The sequence below is a fragment of the Spirosoma sp. 48-14 genome, assembly GCF_001898575.1.
Taxonomy (GTDB): Bacteria; Bacteroidota; Bacteroidia; order Cytophagales; family Spirosomataceae; genus Spirosoma.
Genome location: NZ_MKUD01000001.1, coordinates 232,144 through 250,597, shown reverse-complemented (window position 1 = coordinate 250,597; position 18,454 = coordinate 232,144). Strand labels below are relative to the sequence as shown.

The 18,454-nt window shown below is 49.9% G+C and carries 20 protein-coding genes; 10 read left to right on the top strand and 10 right to left on the bottom strand.

The window, feature by feature from the left end; all coding sequences use genetic code 11:
* Position 1: 1 nt before the first annotated feature.
* Both BGO59_RS00930 and BGO59_RS00925 read right to left on the bottom strand, forming a co-directional pair.
* Positions 2-502 carry an N-acetyltransferase gene (locus BGO59_RS00930; RefSeq protein ID WP_293679213.1) on the bottom strand — a complete coding sequence of 167 codons (501 nt, stop codon included), beginning with the start codon at positions 500-502 and terminating at the stop codon, positions 2-4.
* Entirely contained in the window at positions 499-1,122 is a 624-nt protein-coding gene (locus tag BGO59_RS00925; RefSeq protein ID WP_293679211.1) for a pyridoxamine 5'-phosphate oxidase family protein, read from the bottom strand. The genes BGO59_RS00930 and BGO59_RS00925 overlap by 4 nt, the downstream gene beginning before the upstream one ends.
* A gap of 119 nt (positions 1,123-1,241) precedes the next feature.
* Here BGO59_RS00925 and BGO59_RS00920 point away from each other — a divergent pair, with 119 nt between their 5' ends.
* The 4 genes from BGO59_RS00920 to BGO59_RS00905 all read left to right on the top strand — a co-directional run bounded on the left by BGO59_RS00920 (position 1,242) and on the right by BGO59_RS00905 (position 7,132).
* Positions 1,242-2,756 (top strand): PLP-dependent aminotransferase family protein, encoded by a 1,515-nt coding sequence (locus BGO59_RS00920; RefSeq protein ID WP_293679209.1) that lies wholly within the window; start codon positions 1,242-1,244, stop codon positions 2,754-2,756.
* Between the two features lie 154 nt (positions 2,757-2,910).
* On the top strand, positions 2,911-3,837 hold the full coding sequence (locus BGO59_RS00915) for a bestrophin family protein (protein ID WP_293679207.1): 927 nt from the start codon (positions 2,911-2,913) through the stop codon (positions 3,835-3,837).
* A gap of 185 nt (positions 3,838-4,022) precedes the next feature.
* Complete coding sequence (locus BGO59_RS00910) at positions 4,023-6,689, top strand: FtsX-like permease family protein (RefSeq protein WP_293679205.1); 2,667 nt, start codon at positions 4,023-4,025, stop codon at positions 6,687-6,689.
* An 80-nt stretch (positions 6,690-6,769) separates the two neighbouring features.
* Positions 6,770-7,132: a hypothetical protein gene (locus BGO59_RS00905; protein WP_293679203.1), complete on the top strand. Its 363-nt coding sequence runs from the start codon at positions 6,770-6,772 to the stop codon at positions 7,130-7,132.
* Between the two features lie 6 nt (positions 7,133-7,138).
* Here BGO59_RS00905 and BGO59_RS00900 read toward each other — a convergent pair whose 3' ends face one another.
* The 3 genes from BGO59_RS00900 to BGO59_RS00890 are packed head-to-tail and all read right to left on the bottom strand — an operon-like array spanning position 7,139 to position 8,849.
* A complete protein-coding gene (locus tag BGO59_RS00900; protein ID WP_293679201.1) occupies positions 7,139-7,696 on the bottom strand; it encodes a YceI family protein in 558 nt (185 codons plus the stop codon).
* A gap of 7 nt (positions 7,697-7,703) precedes the next feature.
* The gene (locus BGO59_RS00895) at positions 7,704-8,378 is read right to left on the bottom strand and encodes a hypothetical protein (RefSeq protein ID WP_293679199.1); all 675 of its coding nucleotides are present in this window, start codon (positions 8,376-8,378) and stop codon (positions 7,704-7,706) included.
* A gap of 6 nt (positions 8,379-8,384) precedes the next feature.
* A complete protein-coding gene (locus tag BGO59_RS00890) occupies positions 8,385-8,849 on the bottom strand; it encodes a Rieske (2Fe-2S) protein (protein ID WP_293679197.1) in 465 nt (154 codons plus the stop codon).
* 166 nt (positions 8,850-9,015) lie between these two features.
* Between BGO59_RS00890 and BGO59_RS00885 the strand changes: the two genes are divergently transcribed.
* From BGO59_RS00885 to BGO59_RS00870, 4 genes are all read left to right on the top strand, one after another.
* Positions 9,016-9,612, top strand: a complete 597-nt coding sequence (locus tag BGO59_RS00885) for a sigma-70 family RNA polymerase sigma factor (RefSeq protein WP_293679195.1) — start codon at positions 9,016-9,018, stop codon at positions 9,610-9,612.
* Positions 9,582-10,976 carry an outer membrane beta-barrel protein gene (locus BGO59_RS00880; RefSeq protein ID WP_293679193.1) on the top strand — a complete coding sequence of 465 codons (1,395 nt, stop codon included), beginning with the start codon at positions 9,582-9,584 and terminating at the stop codon, positions 10,974-10,976. Before BGO59_RS00885 ends, BGO59_RS00880 begins: the two co-directional genes overlap by 31 nt.
* 78 nt (positions 10,977-11,054) lie before the next feature.
* A complete protein-coding gene (locus BGO59_RS00875) occupies positions 11,055-11,963 on the top strand; it encodes an AraC family transcriptional regulator (protein ID WP_293679191.1) in 909 nt (302 codons plus the stop codon).
* 96 nt (positions 11,964-12,059) lie between these two features.
* Positions 12,060-12,821, top strand: a complete 762-nt coding sequence (locus tag BGO59_RS00870) for an SDR family oxidoreductase (protein WP_293679189.1) — start codon at positions 12,060-12,062, stop codon at positions 12,819-12,821.
* Positions 12,822-12,905: 84 nt separating this feature from the next.
* Here the strand turns inward: BGO59_RS00870 and ygiD are convergent, their stop codons facing one another.
* The 5 genes from ygiD to BGO59_RS00845 form a co-directional block, all read right to left on the bottom strand.
* Positions 12,906-13,739 (bottom strand): 4,5-DOPA dioxygenase extradiol, encoded by an 834-nt coding sequence (ygiD, locus tag BGO59_RS00865; protein ID WP_293680246.1) that lies wholly within the window; start codon positions 13,737-13,739, stop codon positions 12,906-12,908.
* Between the two features lie 64 nt (positions 13,740-13,803).
* Positions 13,804-14,328, bottom strand: coding sequence for an NAD(P)-binding domain-containing protein (locus BGO59_RS00860; protein WP_293679187.1), 525 nt, complete (start codon positions 14,326-14,328; stop codon positions 13,804-13,806).
* A gap of 114 nt (positions 14,329-14,442) precedes the next feature.
* Positions 14,443-15,024, bottom strand: coding sequence for a Crp/Fnr family transcriptional regulator (locus BGO59_RS00855; RefSeq protein WP_293679185.1), 582 nt, complete (start codon positions 15,022-15,024; stop codon positions 14,443-14,445).
* Positions 15,025-15,078: 54 nt separating this feature from the next.
* A complete protein-coding gene (locus BGO59_RS00850) occupies positions 15,079-15,480 on the bottom strand; it encodes a hypothetical protein (RefSeq protein ID WP_293679183.1) in 402 nt (133 codons plus the stop codon).
* A 24-nt stretch (positions 15,481-15,504) separates the two neighbouring features.
* Positions 15,505-15,825: a thioredoxin family protein gene (locus tag BGO59_RS00845; RefSeq protein WP_293679181.1), complete on the bottom strand. Its 321-nt coding sequence runs from the start codon at positions 15,823-15,825 to the stop codon at positions 15,505-15,507.
* A gap of 190 nt (positions 15,826-16,015) precedes the next feature.
* On the opposite strand from BGO59_RS00845, the gene BGO59_RS00840 reads away from it, so the two are divergent.
* Positions 16,016-17,233 carry a PAS domain-containing sensor histidine kinase gene (locus BGO59_RS00840; protein ID WP_293679179.1) on the top strand — a complete coding sequence of 406 codons (1,218 nt, stop codon included), beginning with the start codon at positions 16,016-16,018 and terminating at the stop codon, positions 17,231-17,233.
* Positions 17,211-18,269, top strand: coding sequence for a response regulator (locus BGO59_RS00835; protein ID WP_293679177.1), 1,059 nt, complete (start codon positions 17,211-17,213; stop codon positions 18,267-18,269). Before BGO59_RS00840 ends, BGO59_RS00835 begins: the two co-directional genes overlap by 23 nt.
* The last annotated feature ends 185 nt before the right edge of the window (positions 18,270-18,454 follow it).

The window sequence follows — 18,454 nt, the reverse complement described above, 5'->3', positions numbered from 1 at the left end:
ATTACGATCCCAGAAATAAGATCATTTGCTCTTCATCGTAATACAAATCGCCGTCTTTAACCGCTTTAGGCTCAAGGGCAAACGAATGAAAGCCTATGGATTTATACAGCTGCCTGGCGGGCCAATTGCTGGCAATTACCGTTAGGATAATTTGTTCCATGTTCGGTAATTGCTTCGCCCGACGAATCGTTTCCTCAATCAGTTGACGGCCAATACCCTGACCGGCATACTCATGGGCCACATACATGGCAAACAGCAATCCCTTATGCCGGAGCTTCTGACGATTATGCCCTTCCCGGCGGAAACTTACCGACCCTGCCAGCTCATCAGCGTCAGTAAGCATGCCAAGCGTAAAACTATCTGGCAACCCAGCAGTCGGAAACGATTCATGGACCTGATCAGCAGGACTAATGCGGAAACAATCCCGATGTCGGGTAAAACCTTTCCGCATAAAGGATTGATAACCAAAGTTGTTATCGGCTGTTAGTTCGGCCAATCTCATCTCAGATAGTCGGGTAGGGAGATGGTCGCATCACCCTCTTTGGGTATGGGGGTCTGACGAACGGTTTGCAGGGGTATTACACCTGCCCAGGTCGGCAACTGTTCATCGTCGGGCTCATCGTTTGGCCCGCCTGTTCGGAGTTTGGCCGATGCTTCATTCAGCGCGAACGACAGCACGGTTGTTTTACGCATTTCGCTGTCGGTGGTGGGTCGGAGATCGGCCCAGCGTCCGGGAATCAGATGGTCGGTAATGAGCGCCAGCGCTTCCAGTCGTTCGGCCTCGTCGGTTACCTTTTCAGCATTGGCGAAAATAACAACCGAGCGGTAGTTGACAGAGTGATGAAAGGCCGACTTCGCCAGCACCAATCCATCGGCCAGCATAACGGTGATACATACTGGTGCGCCCCGCTCAATGCTTCGGATAAAGTGACTGCCTACCGATCCATGAATGTAAAGTTTGTCGCCTTTCCGAGCGAAAGCGGTAGGAATTGCCATGGGTTGTCCATCAATGGCGTAACTAACGGTGCAGAATAGGGCTTCGTCCAGAATAGGATGAATGGTGGCTTCGTCGTAATGAGCACGCTTAGCCAGGCGACTGGGTGTTGTGCGGGTGGTTTGCATACGTGTAAAGCGGTCAGGCTAGCGTTCCAGCATCTTGGCCGCATAGTTTTTCAAAACAAATGTCGTTCTTTACCGGACTATTAATCTCGTCCAGTTTTTAGAATTGTACTAGTCCGGTTATGCTGCCTTTTAAATCCCTTATTCAACTTGACAAAGCGTCGCCGACGCCCGTGTTTGTGCAACTGAGCAATCAACTGGGTCAACTTATCCGGGCGGGTACGTTGGCATCGGGGCAGCGATTGCCCGGTACACGACAACTGGCCGAATTACTTCAGTTGAACCGTCAGACAATTGTTGCTGCTTACGACGAAGGATTAGCGCAGGGCTGGCTCGAAAGTCGGTCGGGGAGCGGCACCTATGTAGCCACTCACTTTCCCGATGTAAAGCCGCAACCGTTACTTCCCGGTCAAGAGGAAACAGTCACTGAATCGCCACAGGATAAGCCCGGATATCTATTTGAAACGAACCCATTGCTGGTACGACCCTTGTTAACGTATTCGGCAGGGCTTCATCTGGACGATGGTTTCCCGGATATCCGGCTGGCACCGATGGAGGAGTTAGGGCGCGCTTACCGATCCTATTTTCGGTGGGGTAATCCGCAGCAACATTTTGGGTATGCCGATACAAAAGGACATCCGCTGTTGCGCGAACAACTGTCGGTCTATCTGAATGAAACCCGTGGATTGCGCACGAAACCGGATAACATTCTTATTACGCGGGGGAGTATAATGGGCCTGCACCTGACCTGTCAGACACTGCTACAGGCGGGGGATACGGTCGTAACGGGCGAAACAACCTGGTTTGGCGCTACTATGAACATTCGCAAAACGGGTGCTTCGATTCTGACAGTTCCCGTCGATCAGCATGGAATGGATATGGATGCCCTGGCCGAACTATGTCAGAAACAGCGAAGCGTCGCCCGGCCCATTCGGATGGTGTTTGTAACCCCGCATCACCATTACCCAACAACCGTTACATTACGCGCTGATCGACGCGTTCGGCTATTGCAACTGGCTGAACAATATGGCTTTGCGATTCTGGAAGACGATTATGATTATGATTTTCACTATTTGAGTCGCCCTATATTACCACTCGCCAGTGCCGACCAACGGGGGATGGTCGTTTATGTCGGATCGCTGACCAAATCGGTAGCACCGGCTTTCCGAATCGGTTATGTGGTAGCACCAACGGCTTTAATTAATGCATTGGCCCAACTCCGGCGCATCATTGATCGGCAGGGCGATCCTATGCTCGAATTTGCGATCGGGCAGTTATTCAAAACGGGCGATCTGAAACGCCATTTCCGGAAATCGCTGCGGGCCTATCATGCCCGACGGGATCATTTCTGCGCGTTGCTGTCAACCGAATTAAAGGATGTGGTTCAGTTTACCAAACCCGATGGCGGAATGGCCGTCTGGGCAACCTTCGACACGGCCATTGATATGGATGCCCTGGCACTTCAGGCAAGCCGTGAGGGGCTTTCACTGGCAAGCGGAACCATTCATAATCCGCCAGGTCAACGGCTCAACGGTACACGGCTGGGGTTTGCATCGAGCACAGAAGACGAACTGGAGCAAGGCCTAGCTATCTTGAAGAAAGTAGTTGGGAAGCTTCGCTATGCCGATTCCCGATAGCCAGCAGCAATACAAATTTAATGGCTGGTGCAACCAGATGCACGCTGGATTGACAGGCCATTGGCTAACCTTTCGAACCGCTTTTCAGAAGGATTGAAGCTGATTTTTCGGCTGTGTGAGTATATTAGGGGTAAACCGTCTTCCTCCATATCCCGTGATTATCTATCAGGCTAAAGATTGGGCAGGTGCCCTCCGGCATTTTCATACGAGTTATAGTATTCAGGTGTTGTTACGGCGGGTAGGCTTTGTCAGCGCCTATGGTATTTTGCTCACGCTGGTCGATCAGCATGTTGTGGATGTCCACTTGCCCTTCGATGGAACGCTTTTTTCCCTGTTAGGTATCACCCTTAGCCTGTTGCTCGTATTCCGCACCAACACCGCGTACGACCGATTCTGGGAAGGACGTCGGCAATGGGGTTCGCTGGTCAATTATAGCCGGAACCTGGCCGTTCTGCTCGATTCACTGCTGCCCGATGATGCCACTACCAACCGCACATACTTTGCGCGCTCGCTGTCTAATTTTGCGCTGGCACTGAAAGGTCATTTGCGCTCCGGTGTCGATTTTGCCGAATTGGACGATACAGGCGATGATGAGCGCCAATCGCTGGCTCACTATGCGCATGTTCCGAGCCGGATTGCGGCTTTGATTCTGCGCCGAACCCAGGCATTACGTCAGGATAACCTCGTGAACGATGCCGATCTGATCACGATTCGACTTTATCATCAGGCGCTGCTTGACATAACGGGTGCCTGCGAACGTATCAAAAAGACACCAATTCCCTTCTCGTACAGCTTTTTTATCAAACTATTCATTACGGTCTATGTGCTGTTGATCCCGTTCGTTCTGGTGAAATCGTACGGATATTTTGCCATACCCGCCACCACCCTGGCGGCCTATGCGCTGATTGGTATTGAAATGATCGGCGACGAAATCGAAGAACCCTTCGGACTGGACTGCAATGACCTTCCCCTCAACCAGATTGCCCAGACCATCCGCCGGAATATGCATGAGATTCTGGGCGTTACTCCGTTGACCAGCGAAGCCCCCAAACCGGAAGTCGACTACATAAAAATTAATTAATAGTAGGGGGTGGGGATATGGCCGCTGCCTACTTTGTGACGTCCGGTTAGGGACGAAAGCTGTCCGCTTACGGACAGCTTTGGCCTGACTATAAATCGAGAAAAGCCATTTTGAGCGCCTGAGGGCCTGTTTTTATTTCTGGCCGTTGATTTGTACGATAAAATGTAGACTAATGTTCTAGGGAGATGCGTCGATCACCACCGCGCTGGGCTGAGCAGTTATTGATCTGGCTACATCCGTCCGAAACACTGGAAGAAGTACAGGGCGATCTGGACGAACTGTATACGTACTGGTATCGGCGGGCGGGTGAACCACAGGCTAGTTTGCGCTATGTGCTGAATGTTATTTCGGCTCTGCCGCCTTTCGTTCGGCGTCGGCATTCCCAGTCAAGTGAATACCCACAACCCTCATCACTCCATCCGTCTATGTTATCAAATTACCTCAAAATTGCCCTGCGTACCCTTTGGCGGAGCAAAGGGCATGTGGCCATCAACGTTATCGGGTTAGCAGTAGCGTTCTGTATCTGCACATTTTTATTTCTAACGAGTTATCTGCAACTCACCTTCGATTCATTTCATACCGATGGTGACCGGATTTTCCAGACGTACTATTTCTCAAACGATCCCGAAAAACCCAGCAAATCGGGCACTATGCCCCTGGCGTTATTGCCTGCTTTAAAAGCAGATTTTCCTGAACTGGAGGCCGGAGTACAGATTGTTCAGGGGCGCAAAAGCCTGGTGGAATACAAAGGCGTTTACTTCGATAAGCTGATTACGCTGACCGACCCGGATTTCCTGACCATGTTCTCGTTTCCGATGCTTAAAGGAAGTCGTACTGGGGCGTTGCATGACCTGAGCAGCATTGTGATCAGTGACGACATGGCGAAGGCGGTATTCGGAACCGACGATCCGATGGGCAAAACCTTGCTGGTGGGAAGCAATGGCGATCAGAAGCAGTACATCGTGACTGGGGTTATGGCAACGCCCCCTTACAACTCGTCAATTCAGTTCGATGCACTGGTGCGGGTCGAAAATGTGCCGAATTATCAGGCAAGGAAACAGAATTGGTATGACAATTCGCATCGGGTTTTTCTCAAGCTACCGGCTCAGATCAGCCAGGCCACGTTTGAGGCCCGATTGAAAGCCTTTACACAAAAGTATCTGGCCCAAAATCTGGATAATCTGAAAAAGAAGGGCGCTAAGCCCGATAGCCAGGGTGATCTGTTTGCCATACGCTTGCAGAAGCTGGCCAATGTGCATTTTGATCGGGATATTGATGGGAGAGGGGCGCCTATCGCCATGATCTATGTACTGCTGGGGATCGCCTTTTTTATTCTGCTGATTGCCTGTATTAACTTTATCAATCTGAGTATTGCCCGGTCGTTCATGCGTGCGCGGGAGGTGGGTGTGCGAAAATCGTTGGGCGCATTGAAAACGCAGCTTTTTGTCCAGATCTGGAGCGAATCGACGCTGATCTGTCTGGTTGGCTTTGGCATTGGCTTATTACTGGCTTACTGGCTTCTGCCTGCGTTCAATGCCTCGTTTCAGACCCGGCTGGACTTACACCATCTTTTCCAGCCCGGTTTTATAGGACTTATTGTGGGCGTATTTGCCCTGGTTACCTTACTGGCAGGTGGTTATCCGGCCTGGCAAATGGCGGCATTCAAACCTGTAGAAGTGCTGAAAGGGAAAATCTCGCTCAAGCGACCGGGTTTTCTGCGCAATTCGCTGATTGTAACCCAGTTTTCGTTGTCGACGTTGCTGGCCTGCGCTACGATTATCGCCTTGCAGCAGGTCGATTTTCTGCGTGAGCAGCCGCTTGGTTTTCAAAAAGAACAGGTCATCAGCATTCCAGTTGGGAACCAGGTGAATGGGCGGCAAGTACTCCAACGGATGCGAAACATATTGGCAGCCGACCCGACCGTTGTGGCTGTAACGGGTACCGACATTAATTTGGGGCGGGGTAAAGATCGGGTAAGTTCGCGGAGTAGCGTAGGCTTTACGTTCAAAGGGCGGGAAATCTCGTCCGATCTGCTCCTCGTCGATTATGACTACTTCAAAACGTTGAATATCAAACTGCTGGCTGGGCGGGATTTTAACCCAACTTATGCTGCCGATTCGGTGAACCGGGTTGTGGTTACGGCGAGTATGGCGAAGTTGCTGAGAGAGAAGAACCCGGTTGGGATGTTCTATCGGGATGATGCCGATACGTCGGGAGCTCAAACCCAGATTATTGGTGTAGTGCCCGATTTTCACCTGTACTCGCTGGCCGATCAGGCCAAACCGATTACCATACACATCTCGCATGCCGAACCGATTCGGTACATTTTTGTGCGGGTGTCGCCCCAAAGCCTGGCCAACTCGATGGATCGGATGAAGCAGATTTGGAAAGACATAGCGCCCCAGTCGGAGTTTATGGGTTCGTTTCTGGATGAAAACGTCGATGCCTGGTATCAGAGCGAGGAGATGATGTCGCGGGTGTTTACCCTGGCGTCCAGCATTGCCATACTGCTATCATGTATTGGCCTGTTTGCCGTAGCATTGATCGTTATTGAGCAACGAACCAAAGAAATCGGTATCCGTAAAGTAATGGGGGCCAGTATTCCCGGTATCATCGTGGTCCTCTCGCGCGATTTTGTGAAACTGGTTCTGATTGCACTAGCCATTGCTATTCCCATAGCCTGGTTTGGAATGGACAAATGGCTTTCGGGCTATGCTTTCCGGATCGACATAAGTCCCTGGGTGTTTGTTGTCGTTGGTTTGTCGGCTGTTTTGATCGCTATTGCAACCGTTAGTTTCCATAGCATTAAAGCCGCCCTGGTGAATCCTGTGAAGAGTTTGCGAAGTGAATAAATGAGCAGGCTAGTCGAAACAGGAACACGCCCATGGGGGCTTTCCTGTTTCGACTAGCCTGCTCAAACCCTTAGTGTACTATGAAATATAGACTTGTCGTTGCCCTGCTAAGTATCCATATGATTACCTGGGCGCAGTCGTCCTATTCCAGTCTGCAAACCCGAATTGTCGACGATGGAAATCGGTTATTGATTCAAATTGATGGTCACCGTTATGGCCAGGAACTTCACTACAAGCGCGCGTTTGCCATAACGGACCTGAATGGTTTACAAGTCGACCTGCTGAAGTATCAGGTATTTGCCTCGCAGCATATTCCACTACCTATTCATGAGATGAAAAGCCTGTTGGCCACCGTCTGTATTGCCTTCATACTGGTAGTAATTGGTATTAGCTATACAATTAGGCATTACCAGATTAGAAAAACTCGACTGACGACAGCCTGACGTTGGTTAATGAAAACTAGCCGTGAAAGCCATCTTAATAGCATCGTCTGTTTTCATGCCTAAGAGAGAAGGCTGTTCAATCTTGAAATCCGTCATATTGATCTCGAAATTGCCCGTTACCGTCAGACCCGCGCTTTCGTTTTTCCAGGAGCCATTTAAGGTAATTGGCCTGGTTACGCCATGAAACGTCAGTTTGCCGGGAGCGATTAGGGTTCCATCAGGTTTTATCTGAACCGATTGACTTACGAAGGTCACGTTAGGGTAACGGATACCGTCGAGTACTTCGATAGCATGTGAGTCGCGGTTACTGTCTTTACTATCGAACGAAGCTACTTTGATGGCAATTGCTACGCTGCTGATCTGCTTACTCATTTCATCGTAGAGGATTACCCCGTTGATGTCGTGGCTTACCCCATCCCAGGTATGGAGCGGGTGGTGCATCGTATAGGTAACGACCGATGTTTTTTTGTCGGTTATCAGTTTTCGGGTGTCGGTAGTAGCGGCTACCAGTAGGTTGACCAGCATGAAAGCGGCCAGCCAGGCAAGCATTGGGTGCTCATTCATAGATTTTTCAGAATTTTATGGCGATGATTGATGTCGCAAACGCGCCAAACGTGGTGTAGGCTACTGCCCGGTGATACGGTTTCACAGACGGATTGTGGTCGAGCATGCCAGCCAGTACATTGGTGGCTACCATGCCAGTTAGATGCACAAGGGCTAAGTATTTGTGGAGCTTAAGCCCACTAAATCCTTTTCGATTCGCCAACATTTTGGGGGGAGCTGTAAGCGACAGGAGGGCAGTAGCCCCATACGATATATTGATCAGGGTAGCGGTCGTTTCGTGAGCCTCCCGTAGTCGGCGGTATGAATCACCCTGGGCGTTATACAGTTTGGCTCCTAATATCCCCTGAACCACAAACCCCGCCAGCGTGACAAATCCCATAACCTGGTGAGCCACCAGCATGGACCGCCGGACTTTTAGCTCTTTCTCGCGGCCTTCGGGCGTAAGTGGGGCAATATTCATGGAGCGCAGTAACCCCTTAGGACCCCAGAAAATACGCTGGGTAAACAGCATCTTACTCGGCAGCAACGGCTGAGCCGCGGCCGAATCGACCAGATCGGCCAGTAGTTTGTCGGCCGACGCCGTATCGGGCACAACAGAAGCAGGACGTGATACCTGGCTGGAATCCTGAGCAACGGCACGCAGCCCACAAAACAAAAGAAATAGCAACAGGAATTTTTTCATGGGCGCTTAGTTGGTAATGTGCAGACTCTTGCCATCGCTGCTGAGGGTGGCTTTATACTGGGTTAATGACTGACGGGCTGGGCCGCCCGTAACCGTGCCCGAAGTATCGAAGGTAGCGCCGTGATTGGGGCAGTAGATGGAATCGGAATTGGAGCGGTATTGAACCGTAGACCCCTCGTGGGTACACACTTTCGACAGGGCTATGTAACTGCCGTTTTTGATGTGGGCGACCAGAATGCTGCCCGTATAGGCATAGCTGCCAACGGTTGTTAGTGCCGAGTAAGTACTGGTTGTAAGGTCCAGCGTAATATCGGTGGGGCTTGCAGGTGCTGCCGGGCTTACGTCGTTGGATTTACAGGACGACAGCGTACCGCTACAACAGAAGGCTACGAGTGCAGCACCGCTCAGGCCCAGTTGTTTTAAAAACGCCAGCCGATCGATGGCTTCTTCTTTTTTCTGAATCGTTGTCATAGAGTGAGTTAGGGGCTGCTATAGCCGATCGTAATGGACCGGAATAGCCCCTTATAATCACATACGGAATCACGTTTGTCAACCGCTGCCTGACGAGAAAACTTTTTTTAGCAACGATTCGGGAGTCTATTAGCGTAAGGGGAAGAAAACCGTAAACCACCCCACTGTGCTTTTTAAACGAAGTTCGAAATCATTGGACCTGACTTCGGTCATTCAGGGGTGCCGCCATAATCGCCAGTCGGCGCAGCGGCAATTGTATGAAGCCTATTATGGGTTGGCTAAAAATATCTGCATGCGCTATGCCTCCAGCCAGGAAGAAGCCGAAGAGATGACGGACGATGGATTCGTGCGTATTTTTAATAAAATAACGTATTACGATCCCGAACAACCCTTCGAAGCCTGGTTTCGGACGGTGATGGTGCATACGGCAATCGATTATTTTCGGCGCTTCCAGTCTCGCATGACTATAACCGATCTGAAGGTTGCATTTGATGTACCCTACGAAGATGGCCTCCTGGAAAAGATGAGTGCCGATGAAATTATGGAATTGGTGCAGCGGTTACCACCTGCCTACCGGGCGGTTTTCTCACTGTCTGTAATCGATGGATATACGCATCCTGAAATTGCCCGGATGCTGGGTATTCAGGAAAGTACATCCCGATCTAACTTGCTAAAAGCCCGCCTGAAACTTCAGGAGTGGATGGGTAACAGGCTATCAAATGAACCCTCTTTATGTCTGACGAACAGTTTGATAAACGACTAAAAAAACGACTGGAAGCGTATCGGCCATCACCCACCTCACAAGGCTGGGAGCGCATCCGGGGGCGATTGCCAGTACCTTGGTTTGGGCATTGGTTTAGCCAGTATGGGGGCTGGACCTTTGGTGCTTTCGCCATGCTAGGCTTAATCGGCGTACTGTATCTGTGGTATGATCAAAAGCAGGAATTGACTCAGTTGCATGAACAAATCAATACATTCGCTAAACAGACTGCTCAAATCCAATCGTCCAATCATCGGGCAATGTCAGTTCGCCGGGATACGGTTTATGTGGTCAAACGGATTATAGAACAGTACGACACTTCAAGTAAGGCCAATCGCCTGCTAGCAGACGCGAACGACCTGACATGGCCCAATACGCATCGGCAAGAAACCCCTGTCTCGGTATTGGCGTCGAGATTAAGGATGCGTAGTCGGGCAGCGTCAAAATTGGCGGAGCTTTCACGCAGGTCAACAAGCGAAAGCCAATTACTCGCAGCAAATAGATCGAACGTATCGAAACCGAAGCGGCCAATAGCTGATCTTTCGGAGCGGGCATCTGGAAGTCAACATACGTCTGTCCTGACGAATGAAGCGATTAAAGAACCTAATGTTCCGAGCGTATCCGTGGAGGTTGATTCGGTCACGAGTCGTTCGAGTCGTAGCGACTCCGTATCCACTCAGCTTCAAAAACCAGCACAGGACATGCCAGCGGTTAAACTACCCAGTACAAGTGTGGCATCGACTAGATCGGTGAAACCTGCATTTTCGCTGGCTGCGCTACGACCTCGACTGGGGCTAACAGCCGCAGTGACATCCGGGCCCGCCTGGGGGATTGGCCCTTCGGTAGAATTTTTCCTTAATCGTTCACTTAGTGTATCGACGGGCCTGCAAATCAGTCGATATGGAGCCGAGCGAAGTGATCACGACGACGACTATAACAGGCAAACTGGCCAGGATTTTGTTGAGAAATACAAAGCGTATTTGCCTGGCCAATATGATCGAATCGAAGATATTGCCATTCAAACGACGGCATTGCAGGTGCCGGTCATGCTGAAATACTATCTGCCCTTACGCAGTCAGTGGTCGTTGTTTTTTTTGTCGGGTACGCTTTTGAATCTATCGGCTTATGAGGCAGTACATTTTGAAAGCAGCTTTCAGGGGGCCGAGCATCACACGGCCTTCGAAGCCCGTGACCCATCGGGTGTGTTTCAGAATTTTGTACTGGGCGCTGGTCTTCAGTATCACTATAAACGCTTTGTTGGGCAGGTCTCGCCGGTGTGGCAATACAATTTTAGGAAGAGCAGCTATACCCAGTCTCAACAGGTTGTTGGCGTTAATCTGTCCTTGATGATGGACCTAACCAAATAGGTATCTGGCAAAATTTAAGAACGTAAGGTGTATCGTTGGAAAGTGACTATATTTGATTTTTACAAATCAGGTAGACAGATGGAGACGACCACGCTGGAAGGGTTTTACAAGGAAATTGCGACACTTATTCCCGAAGATCTTAACAAAGAGATTGGGCACTTCAATGTATTTAATATTGAAGAAGTCCATGCGAAAATCAAGAAGAACCCTCGTCTGATGCCCTATAATCGGCGGGCTTATTACAAAATCAGCCTGATTCGTGGGCGGAGTAAAGCTGAGTACGCCGATAAGGTCATTGATATTGAGAAGAGTGCACTTCTGTTTGCTACGCCCAAAATTCCGTATCACTGGATTCCGCAGGAGGAAGGGTTATCGGGCTATTTCTGCATTTTTACCGCCGATTTTCTGATTCAGCCTAAAAGTGGAATTGTGCTGGACGAGTTGCCAATATTTAAGCCCGGTGGGTATCCTGTTTTTCAATTGGCGGATGAGAACATCGAAGACCTGCTCTACATCTTTCGGAAAATGTACCGGGAAATCTCGTCTGATTATGCGTATAAGTATGATTTGTTGCGAAACTACGTTCTCGAATTGATCCACTACGGCCAAAAACTACAGCCTGCAACGGCTTTATATCCCGCGCATACAGCCTCTACGCGGGTTTCGTCGCTGTTCATTGAACTACTCGAACGTCAGTTTCCAATTGAGTCGCCCCAGCAGAAAATCAGTTTGCGGACCGCTAAAGATTTTGCCGACCGGCTTTCGGTGCATGTCAACCACCTGAACAAAGTGCTTAAAGAAAATACGGGCAAAACCACTACCGATCTGATTAGTAGCCGGATTGTTCAGGAAGCCAAGATCCTGTTGAAACAAACCGACTGGACTATTTCTGAGATTGCCTATAGCCTGGGTTTCGAAGAGGTTGCCCATTTCTCCAATTTCTTCAAAAAACAGACGTCGCTGGCACCGCTTGCTTTCCGGGCTTAGGGTCTTGGTTTGAATTTTGCAAACTTCGGATTGATTCGCGCAAACACCTGTGCTATCGGTTGATTTACCTTTGTCTCATCAAAACAACCAGAAACGATGAGCACAAACAAAATTGCGTTAGTAACCGGCGGCAGCCGTGGATTGGGTAAAAATATGGCGTTGAGCCTCGCCCAAAAGGGAATCGATGTTATTCTGACCTATCATACCCAACAGGCCGAAGCAGAGGCCGTCGTCGCCCAGATTGAACAGGCCGGGCAGAAAGCGGCTACTTTACAGCTGAATGCAGGCGATGTGAAAAGCTTCGACGCGTTTTTCGGTCAGCTGAAAACCGTTTTGCAGGAAACCTTCGCCACCGATCATTTCGATTTTCTGATCAACAATGCGGGAACGGCGCTATACAGTGCTTTTGCCGAAACGACTGAAGAACAGTTCGATACCGCCCTGAATATCCATTATAAAGGTGTGTTTTTTCTCACTCAGAAAGCTTTACCCTTCATTAACGATGGTGGCCGGATCATCAATATTTCGTCGGGACTGGCTCGCATGACGTACCCAGGTTCGTCGGCGTATGGGTCGATGAAAGGGGCTATCGAAGTACTGTCGCGGTATATGGCGCTGGAATTAGGTCCTCGGCGTATTACCGTCAATGTGGTAGCGCCGGGCGCTATCGAAACGGATTTTGGTGGCGGCCGTGTGCGGGACAATAAAGAGATCAACGCCCAGATCGCCAGCCGAACAGCCCTCGGTCGGGTTGGCCTCCCCGATGATATTGGCGGAGTAGTAGCTTTCCTGTGTACCGACGAAGCGCGGTGGATCAATGCCCAACGGATCGAGGTATCTGGCGGACAGGGGTTGTAGTGCGTGGTGCAAGGTGCGTGGGGCAAGGATAGCACTGAATAGTAAGGCTGTCAACGTGCTATCCCTGCCCCACGCACCCGGCTCCTAGCCCAACCTAACGGACGTCATCGTTAACGAACCGGCTACAGCGCGGTCGTTGAAGAAGGATACCGAATCCTGGCTACCTTTCAGACCGAGCGTGTAGAGTAAGGGTAAATAGTGCTCAGGTGTGGGAATAGCTAGCGCAGCCTCCCGACCCAGCAGATTATAGTTGATTAAGGGCTTGGTGTCGCCATCGCTGATCAATTGTTTGAACCGATCATTTAGCGACAGTGCCCAGTCGTAGCCGTAGTTGGGAACATTCATCTTATCCCAGGCAACCATCCGCAGGTTGTGTACCATATTCCCACTGCCCATAATCAACACACCTTTTTTACGGAGTGCATACAGTTCACGCGCCAGATCGTAATGGAATTGCGGCCCCTTCGTGAAATCGATACTCAGTTGCAGAACCGGAATCTTCGCATCGGGATACATATGCCGAACGATGGTCCAGGTGCCGTGGTCGAGCCCCCAGTCGTGCGCTAGCTCCACATGAGCTGAGTGAATCAGCGAAGCCGTTTCCTGAGCCAGCGCGGGGCTGCCAGGGGCCGGATACTGTACATCGAACAGCGCTTTCGGAAATCCGCCAAAATCGTGAATGGTTTCCGGAAAATCCATCGCTGTGATTTTAGTGCCCCGGCTGAACCAGTGCGCCGATACCACCAGAACGGCCGTTGGCGTCGGGATTTCGGTCGCTATTTTTGTCCAGCGCCGACTAAATTCATTGTCTTCGATCCCGTTCATGGGCGAACCGTGTCCAACGAAAAGTACTGGCATCAGCGGCCCTTTTTCGTCCAGGTCAGCGGTAAATTTTTTAAAATCAGCTAAGCTATTCATCGTAATGGCTCCGGTTACTATCGTCTTTATAAATCGATCACGTTTCATCATGACAGGCGTTCGGTTAAGCTGACCAGTCTTCCACCACAATCGGAGTGAGCGTCGAAACGGTCAGTAAGTCTGCAACAGTGGCTATGGCTTCTTCATGCTGGCCCGTAATAAAAGCCGTATCGAGTAATGTGCCGTTCTTAGACGGTGCTATCCATACGTGCACAAGTTTCGAATTGGGTAGCCATTGCTGGAGTTCCTCGCCAGCATGTGTGTTTGTTGCTTGATCAGGTCCGGCCAGCGTTGCGAGGTTGATAACAAGTTTACAGGTTGCTACCTGCTGTATCTGCTCCGCTACGGCTTTTTTTGCTGATTCAGAAACAGCCAGAATCAATACATCGGCTTCCCAACAGGCGGTTACCTTGCAGTCAGTAGCCTCCACATCGACCGAATGGCCGGTTTGCAAGAGGTTTTTGGCCAATGTCTGCGCTTTGGAACTATCCTGATCGAACAGGAGCAACCTGTATGCCTGCTGTGCTAGTCGGGTGGCAAAAGCCGAACCTGTACTTCCCGAACCAATGATGGCGATTGTTGGCTTCATGATGATTCGTCGTCAAGTCGTTTCTACCTGACTGACAGGACAAAATTACCACCAACGTGCTGCCAAAAACGATGGCTTAGGACAAGAAAAAATGTTGTACTAGATCAACGAAAATCAATCAGAATGAGGTTTTCGGCTCCGAATACGGCTTAGAAAAGCGGGAGTGATGCCCAGGTAAGAAGCGATCATGTGTTGCGGAACACGCTGTACTATGGCTGGGTAGCGGTGGATAAAATCAGCGTACTTTTCTTCGGCCGACTGGCTCAGGGCGCTTTTGATCCGGCGTTGGGTGGCTATGTAATTATTCTGTAGCGTGATCCGAAAAAAACGCTCCATTTTAGGGACGCTTTCCACCATTAGGTCCATATTGATCCGCTCCAATAGCAGCAACTCCGAATCTTCCAGCGCATCGATCTGCGTATCGGAAGGCTCACCCGTAAGGTAGCTGTACATATCGGATATCCACCAGTCTTCAGGCGCAAACTGAAGAATATGCTCGGTACCTTTCGTATCGATGGTATAGGCACGCAATAACCCTTTTTCGACAAAAGCAATGGCCTTACAAACATCACCTTCCTGCAACAGGTAGTGCTTCCGGCGAAGTTTCTTCGGAATAAAGAGCGTTTTCAGAAGGGTAAACTCATCGTCGGTCAGGCTGACCAGACGCGAAATATGCTGATAGAGCCGGTCGTACATTGTGTGCGAGGAAGATCGCAGCAAGTATACGACCAGCCGCATTAGCTACCAAACTTACAGCATATTCAGGCTCATCATGCCCGACAGAAATTGCAGGCAGCCGTCTTTTACACGCGTAAATTCATGCATGAAGGCCGCCGTATGGCGTTCAATCGTAGCCGAAAGACCGAAATGGGTATCGGAGCAAATCTGGGCTTGCCGGATGGGTGGGCAATCGGTTCCGGTACAGATCAGATTCCGGTTGAGCTGATCCAGTTTGGCCTGTAAATGACTCAAATCCTGGAAGTAATCAACGGCATCGTGCCGAAGACTTCGGGTGTTGTAATGATTCATCACCTCGAGCAGGAGTGCCCGAAGCTGGCGAATTTCTTCGGCCTGTTGCTGGATAATCTGTTGCCAGTGCTGATGTTCCTGATGGCAGGATGCGGTTGTGACTGGATGAGTTGTCGAATTCATGGTTGAGTTCATGAGGGTTTATAACTACTTGATGGATGTCTGGATCAACTGAGTTTCTAACTGATTGACAAGATCGGGATGGTCGACTGGGCCAGCATAGCGCCATAGCTCCAGGCCACGCTTTAACAGGACAAACGCCGGTAAAGACGTTACGCCAAAACTGCGTACTACTTCGGGATGGCTGCTTTCGTTCACCCGCATGATTTGCACGTTCGGGTATAGCACCGAACGCATTTTATCCAGAAGCTGCTCCACGTCAGTTCGTTGTGCCGTCGAGGACGACGTAAATACCAATAACACAGGTACTTGTGGAACTGTCGTCACTACGGATGAGTAAGGTACCATGACAATAAGCCAATTAATAGCTCAAAGGTGTCCTTTTTCGCTTCGGCAAGAGGTGATACAGATCAGTATCCCGACTGATTATAATCAGTCGGCTACGTTGGCCAGCCCTTTACTTTGCACCTGGAAGTAATTTTTGTCAGGTCGCTCAGGCTTTTCCTACGCAGGCTGAGTGCTAATTGTCGTATTGATCATGTTCGACGACTCGTTTGAGGCCGTTTTTACCCACGCTACCATCGGCATAATTGTCTCGGATGAGCAGGGACGTATTGTGTCGTCCAATCGACATGCCCATACCTTATTTGGGTATACGAAAGAAGAAATGACAGGGCTATCGATCGATGCACTCGTGCCTAATCCGGTAGCCCATCGGCATGCAGCGCTCCGATCCTCGTTCAATGCACACCCTCAGGTCCGTTCTATGGGGCATGGACGCGACCTGTATGCAAAACGCAAGGACGAATCAATTTTTCCGGCTGAAATCAGTCTGAGTTATTTTTATCGGGAAACCGTACTGCTGACTGTTGCCTATATAATTGATATTACGGCCAAAAAAGAGGCTGACCTGACACTACTGGCTCAGAAAGCCCGGATCGAACAGCTCAATGCCGAACTGGAGCAGAAGGTTGTTGACCGAACGCACGCCCTGATGGCAACGCTTCATCAGCTTGAGCAGTCGAAAGACGAACTGGCTAAAGCCCTGACGGTTGAGCGGGAACTGGGAGAGTTGAAGTCCCGCTTTGTGTCGATGGCCTCGCATGAGTTCCGAACCCCGTTGAGTGCCATTCTAACGTCGGCTTCCCTCATTGAAAAATACCCTGCAACCGAACAGCAGGACAAGCGAATTCGGCACATCCAGCGGATCAAATCATCGGTGTATCACCTCAATACCATTCTGGAAGAGTTTCTATCGGTGGGGCGGCTGGAGGAAGGTCGCCTGGAGGCCAACTGGTCGTGGGTTGAGCTTACTGGCTTGATCAACGAGGTTGTAACGGATTTGCAGGACATGCTGAAAGTGGGTCAGCATGTTCAGATGCAGATAAACTGTCCGAAACTAATCCGAAGCGATCCATCGCTATTGCGTAAAATAGTGGTTAATCTACTGTCGAATGCTATAAAGTATTCTACTGAAAATCAGGTTATTGATCTGATTGCTGTTTGTAACGAAACGGCCTTTCAACTGACCATTCGGGATCAGGGAATCGGTATTTCAGAGGATGATCAGAAACATTTGTTTGAACGTTTTTTCCGGGCTAAGAACGCTACCAATTTCGCGGGTACTGGCCTCGGGCTTCATATTGTTGCCAAATACCTTGAACTGCTGAACGGGACTATCGTACTGACCAGCCAGTTAGGTGAAGGCACTACCGTAACGATTACATTCCCTTATGAAAACCATTCTGCTAATTGAAGACAACGACGATATCCGGGAGAACACCGCTGAAATTCTGGAGCTGGCCGGGTATACAGTACAGACGGCCAATAATGGTAAAATCGGTGTAGAGCTGGCTCTTGCCGACCGGCCCGATCTGATTATTTGTGACATTATGATGCCCGTACTCGATGGGTATGGCGTCCTGCATATTGTCAATAAGAACCCTGATCTGGCGAGTATACCATTCATTTTTCTGACAGCTAAATCGGAACGTACGGATTTCCGAAAAGGTATGGAGCTAGGTGCCGACGACTACCTGACCAAACCTTTCGATGAGTCGGAATTGCTCAGTGCCGTAGAGGGACGTCTGAATCGATTTTCTAAGATCAGGTCGGAGAGCTATAACCTTAAGCAGGAAGGTTTTAACGAATTTCTGGACGATGTAAGTGCGGTTGAAGGACTACAGCGGCTGTCCATTGATCGCAAACCGCATTTTATGGCCAAGAAACAGTTTGTGTATACGGAAGGCGACGAACCTGCCCGGCTTTATTTCCTGAAAAGTGGCCGGGTAAAAACCATTCGAACCAACAATGATGGAAAGGAATTGGTAACGGGCATTTACGGAGCAGGCGATTTTTTTGGCGATCTGGCCCTACTCGAAGAAAAGTCCTACACCGAATCGGCGCTGACACTCGATGATTCGGAGCTGATCTATATTCCCAAAGAAGATTTTCGTCATTTGCTGACGGTTCATCCCGAAGTTGGACGGGCGTTTGTACGGATGCTGGCTGGACGCATCAGCGATCGGGAAGATCAGTTGCTGGGTATGGCTTATAGTTCATTGCGTCGGCGGGTAGCGAATGCACTCCTGCGCTTGCAGGAGCCCCTGCCCAATGGCGAACCTGCTCCACCCATCCAGCTCTCCCGTGACGATCTGGCGTCAGTGATCGGAACGGCTACCGAGTCGTTGATCCGCACGCTTAGCGAATTCAAACACGATGGCCTGATCGAGATCACGGGAGCCGGTATCCGGGTACTGCAACCTGATAAGCTACGCCGGGCAAACTGGTAATAGATCGACATGATTGTGGTAAGGTAATGAACAAAGAGGGAAATGCCTTTTGGGAGGCCTGGGTTGGCATACTTATTGACAATAAGGTTAGCTGAGTTAACAAATTTATATAAATAAGAATCTTACTAGGTTTAGTTAGAAATAAGCAATACATTTTTCTTGGATTCTTATAAGTAACCAAAAAT

Coding starts and splice junctions, on each gene's coding strand:
- BGO59_RS00930 (WP_293679213.1), bottom strand. CDS start 502: ATGAGATTGGCCGAACTAACAGCCGATAACAACTTTGGTTATCAATCC.
- BGO59_RS00925 (WP_293679211.1), bottom strand. CDS start 1,122: ATGCAAACCACCCGCACAACACCCAGTCGCCTGGCTAAGCGTGCTCAT.
- BGO59_RS00920 (WP_293679209.1), top strand. CDS start 1,242: ATGCTGCCTTTTAAATCCCTTATTCAACTTGACAAAGCGTCGCCGACG.
- BGO59_RS00910 (WP_293679205.1), top strand. CDS start 4,023: ATGCGTCGATCACCACCGCGCTGGGCTGAGCAGTTATTGATCTGGCTA.
- BGO59_RS00905 (WP_293679203.1), top strand. CDS start 6,770: ATGAAATATAGACTTGTCGTTGCCCTGCTAAGTATCCATATGATTACC.
- BGO59_RS00900 (WP_293679201.1), bottom strand. CDS start 7,696: ATGAATGAGCACCCAATGCTTGCCTGGCTGGCCGCTTTCATGCTGGTC.
- BGO59_RS00895 (WP_293679199.1), bottom strand. CDS start 8,378: ATGAAAAAATTCCTGTTGCTATTTCTTTTGTTTTGTGGGCTGCGTGCC.
- BGO59_RS00890 (WP_293679197.1), bottom strand. CDS start 8,849: ATGACAACGATTCAGAAAAAAGAAGAAGCCATCGATCGGCTGGCGTTT.
- BGO59_RS00880 (WP_293679193.1), top strand. CDS start 9,582: ATGTCTGACGAACAGTTTGATAAACGACTAAAAAAACGACTGGAAGCG.
- BGO59_RS00875 (WP_293679191.1), top strand. CDS start 11,055: ATGGAGACGACCACGCTGGAAGGGTTTTACAAGGAAATTGCGACACTT.
- BGO59_RS00870 (WP_293679189.1), top strand. CDS start 12,060: ATGAGCACAAACAAAATTGCGTTAGTAACCGGCGGCAGCCGTGGATTG.
- ygiD (WP_293680246.1), bottom strand. CDS start 13,739: ATGAATAGCTTAGCTGATTTTAAAAAATTTACCGCTGACCTGGACGAA.
- BGO59_RS00860 (WP_293679187.1), bottom strand. CDS start 14,328: ATGAAGCCAACAATCGCCATCATTGGTTCGGGAAGTACAGGTTCGGCT.
- BGO59_RS00855 (WP_293679185.1), bottom strand. CDS start 15,024: ATGTACGACCGGCTCTATCAGCATATTTCGCGTCTGGTCAGCCTGACC.
- BGO59_RS00850 (WP_293679183.1), bottom strand. CDS start 15,480: ATGAATTCGACAACTCATCCAGTCACAACCGCATCCTGCCATCAGGAA.
- BGO59_RS00845 (WP_293679181.1), bottom strand. CDS start 15,825: ATGGTACCTTACTCATCCGTAGTGACGACAGTTCCACAAGTACCTGTG.
- BGO59_RS00840 (WP_293679179.1), top strand. CDS start 16,016: ATGTTCGACGACTCGTTTGAGGCCGTTTTTACCCACGCTACCATCGGC.
- BGO59_RS00835 (WP_293679177.1), top strand. CDS start 17,211: ATGAAAACCATTCTGCTAATTGAAGACAACGACGATATCCGGGAGAAC.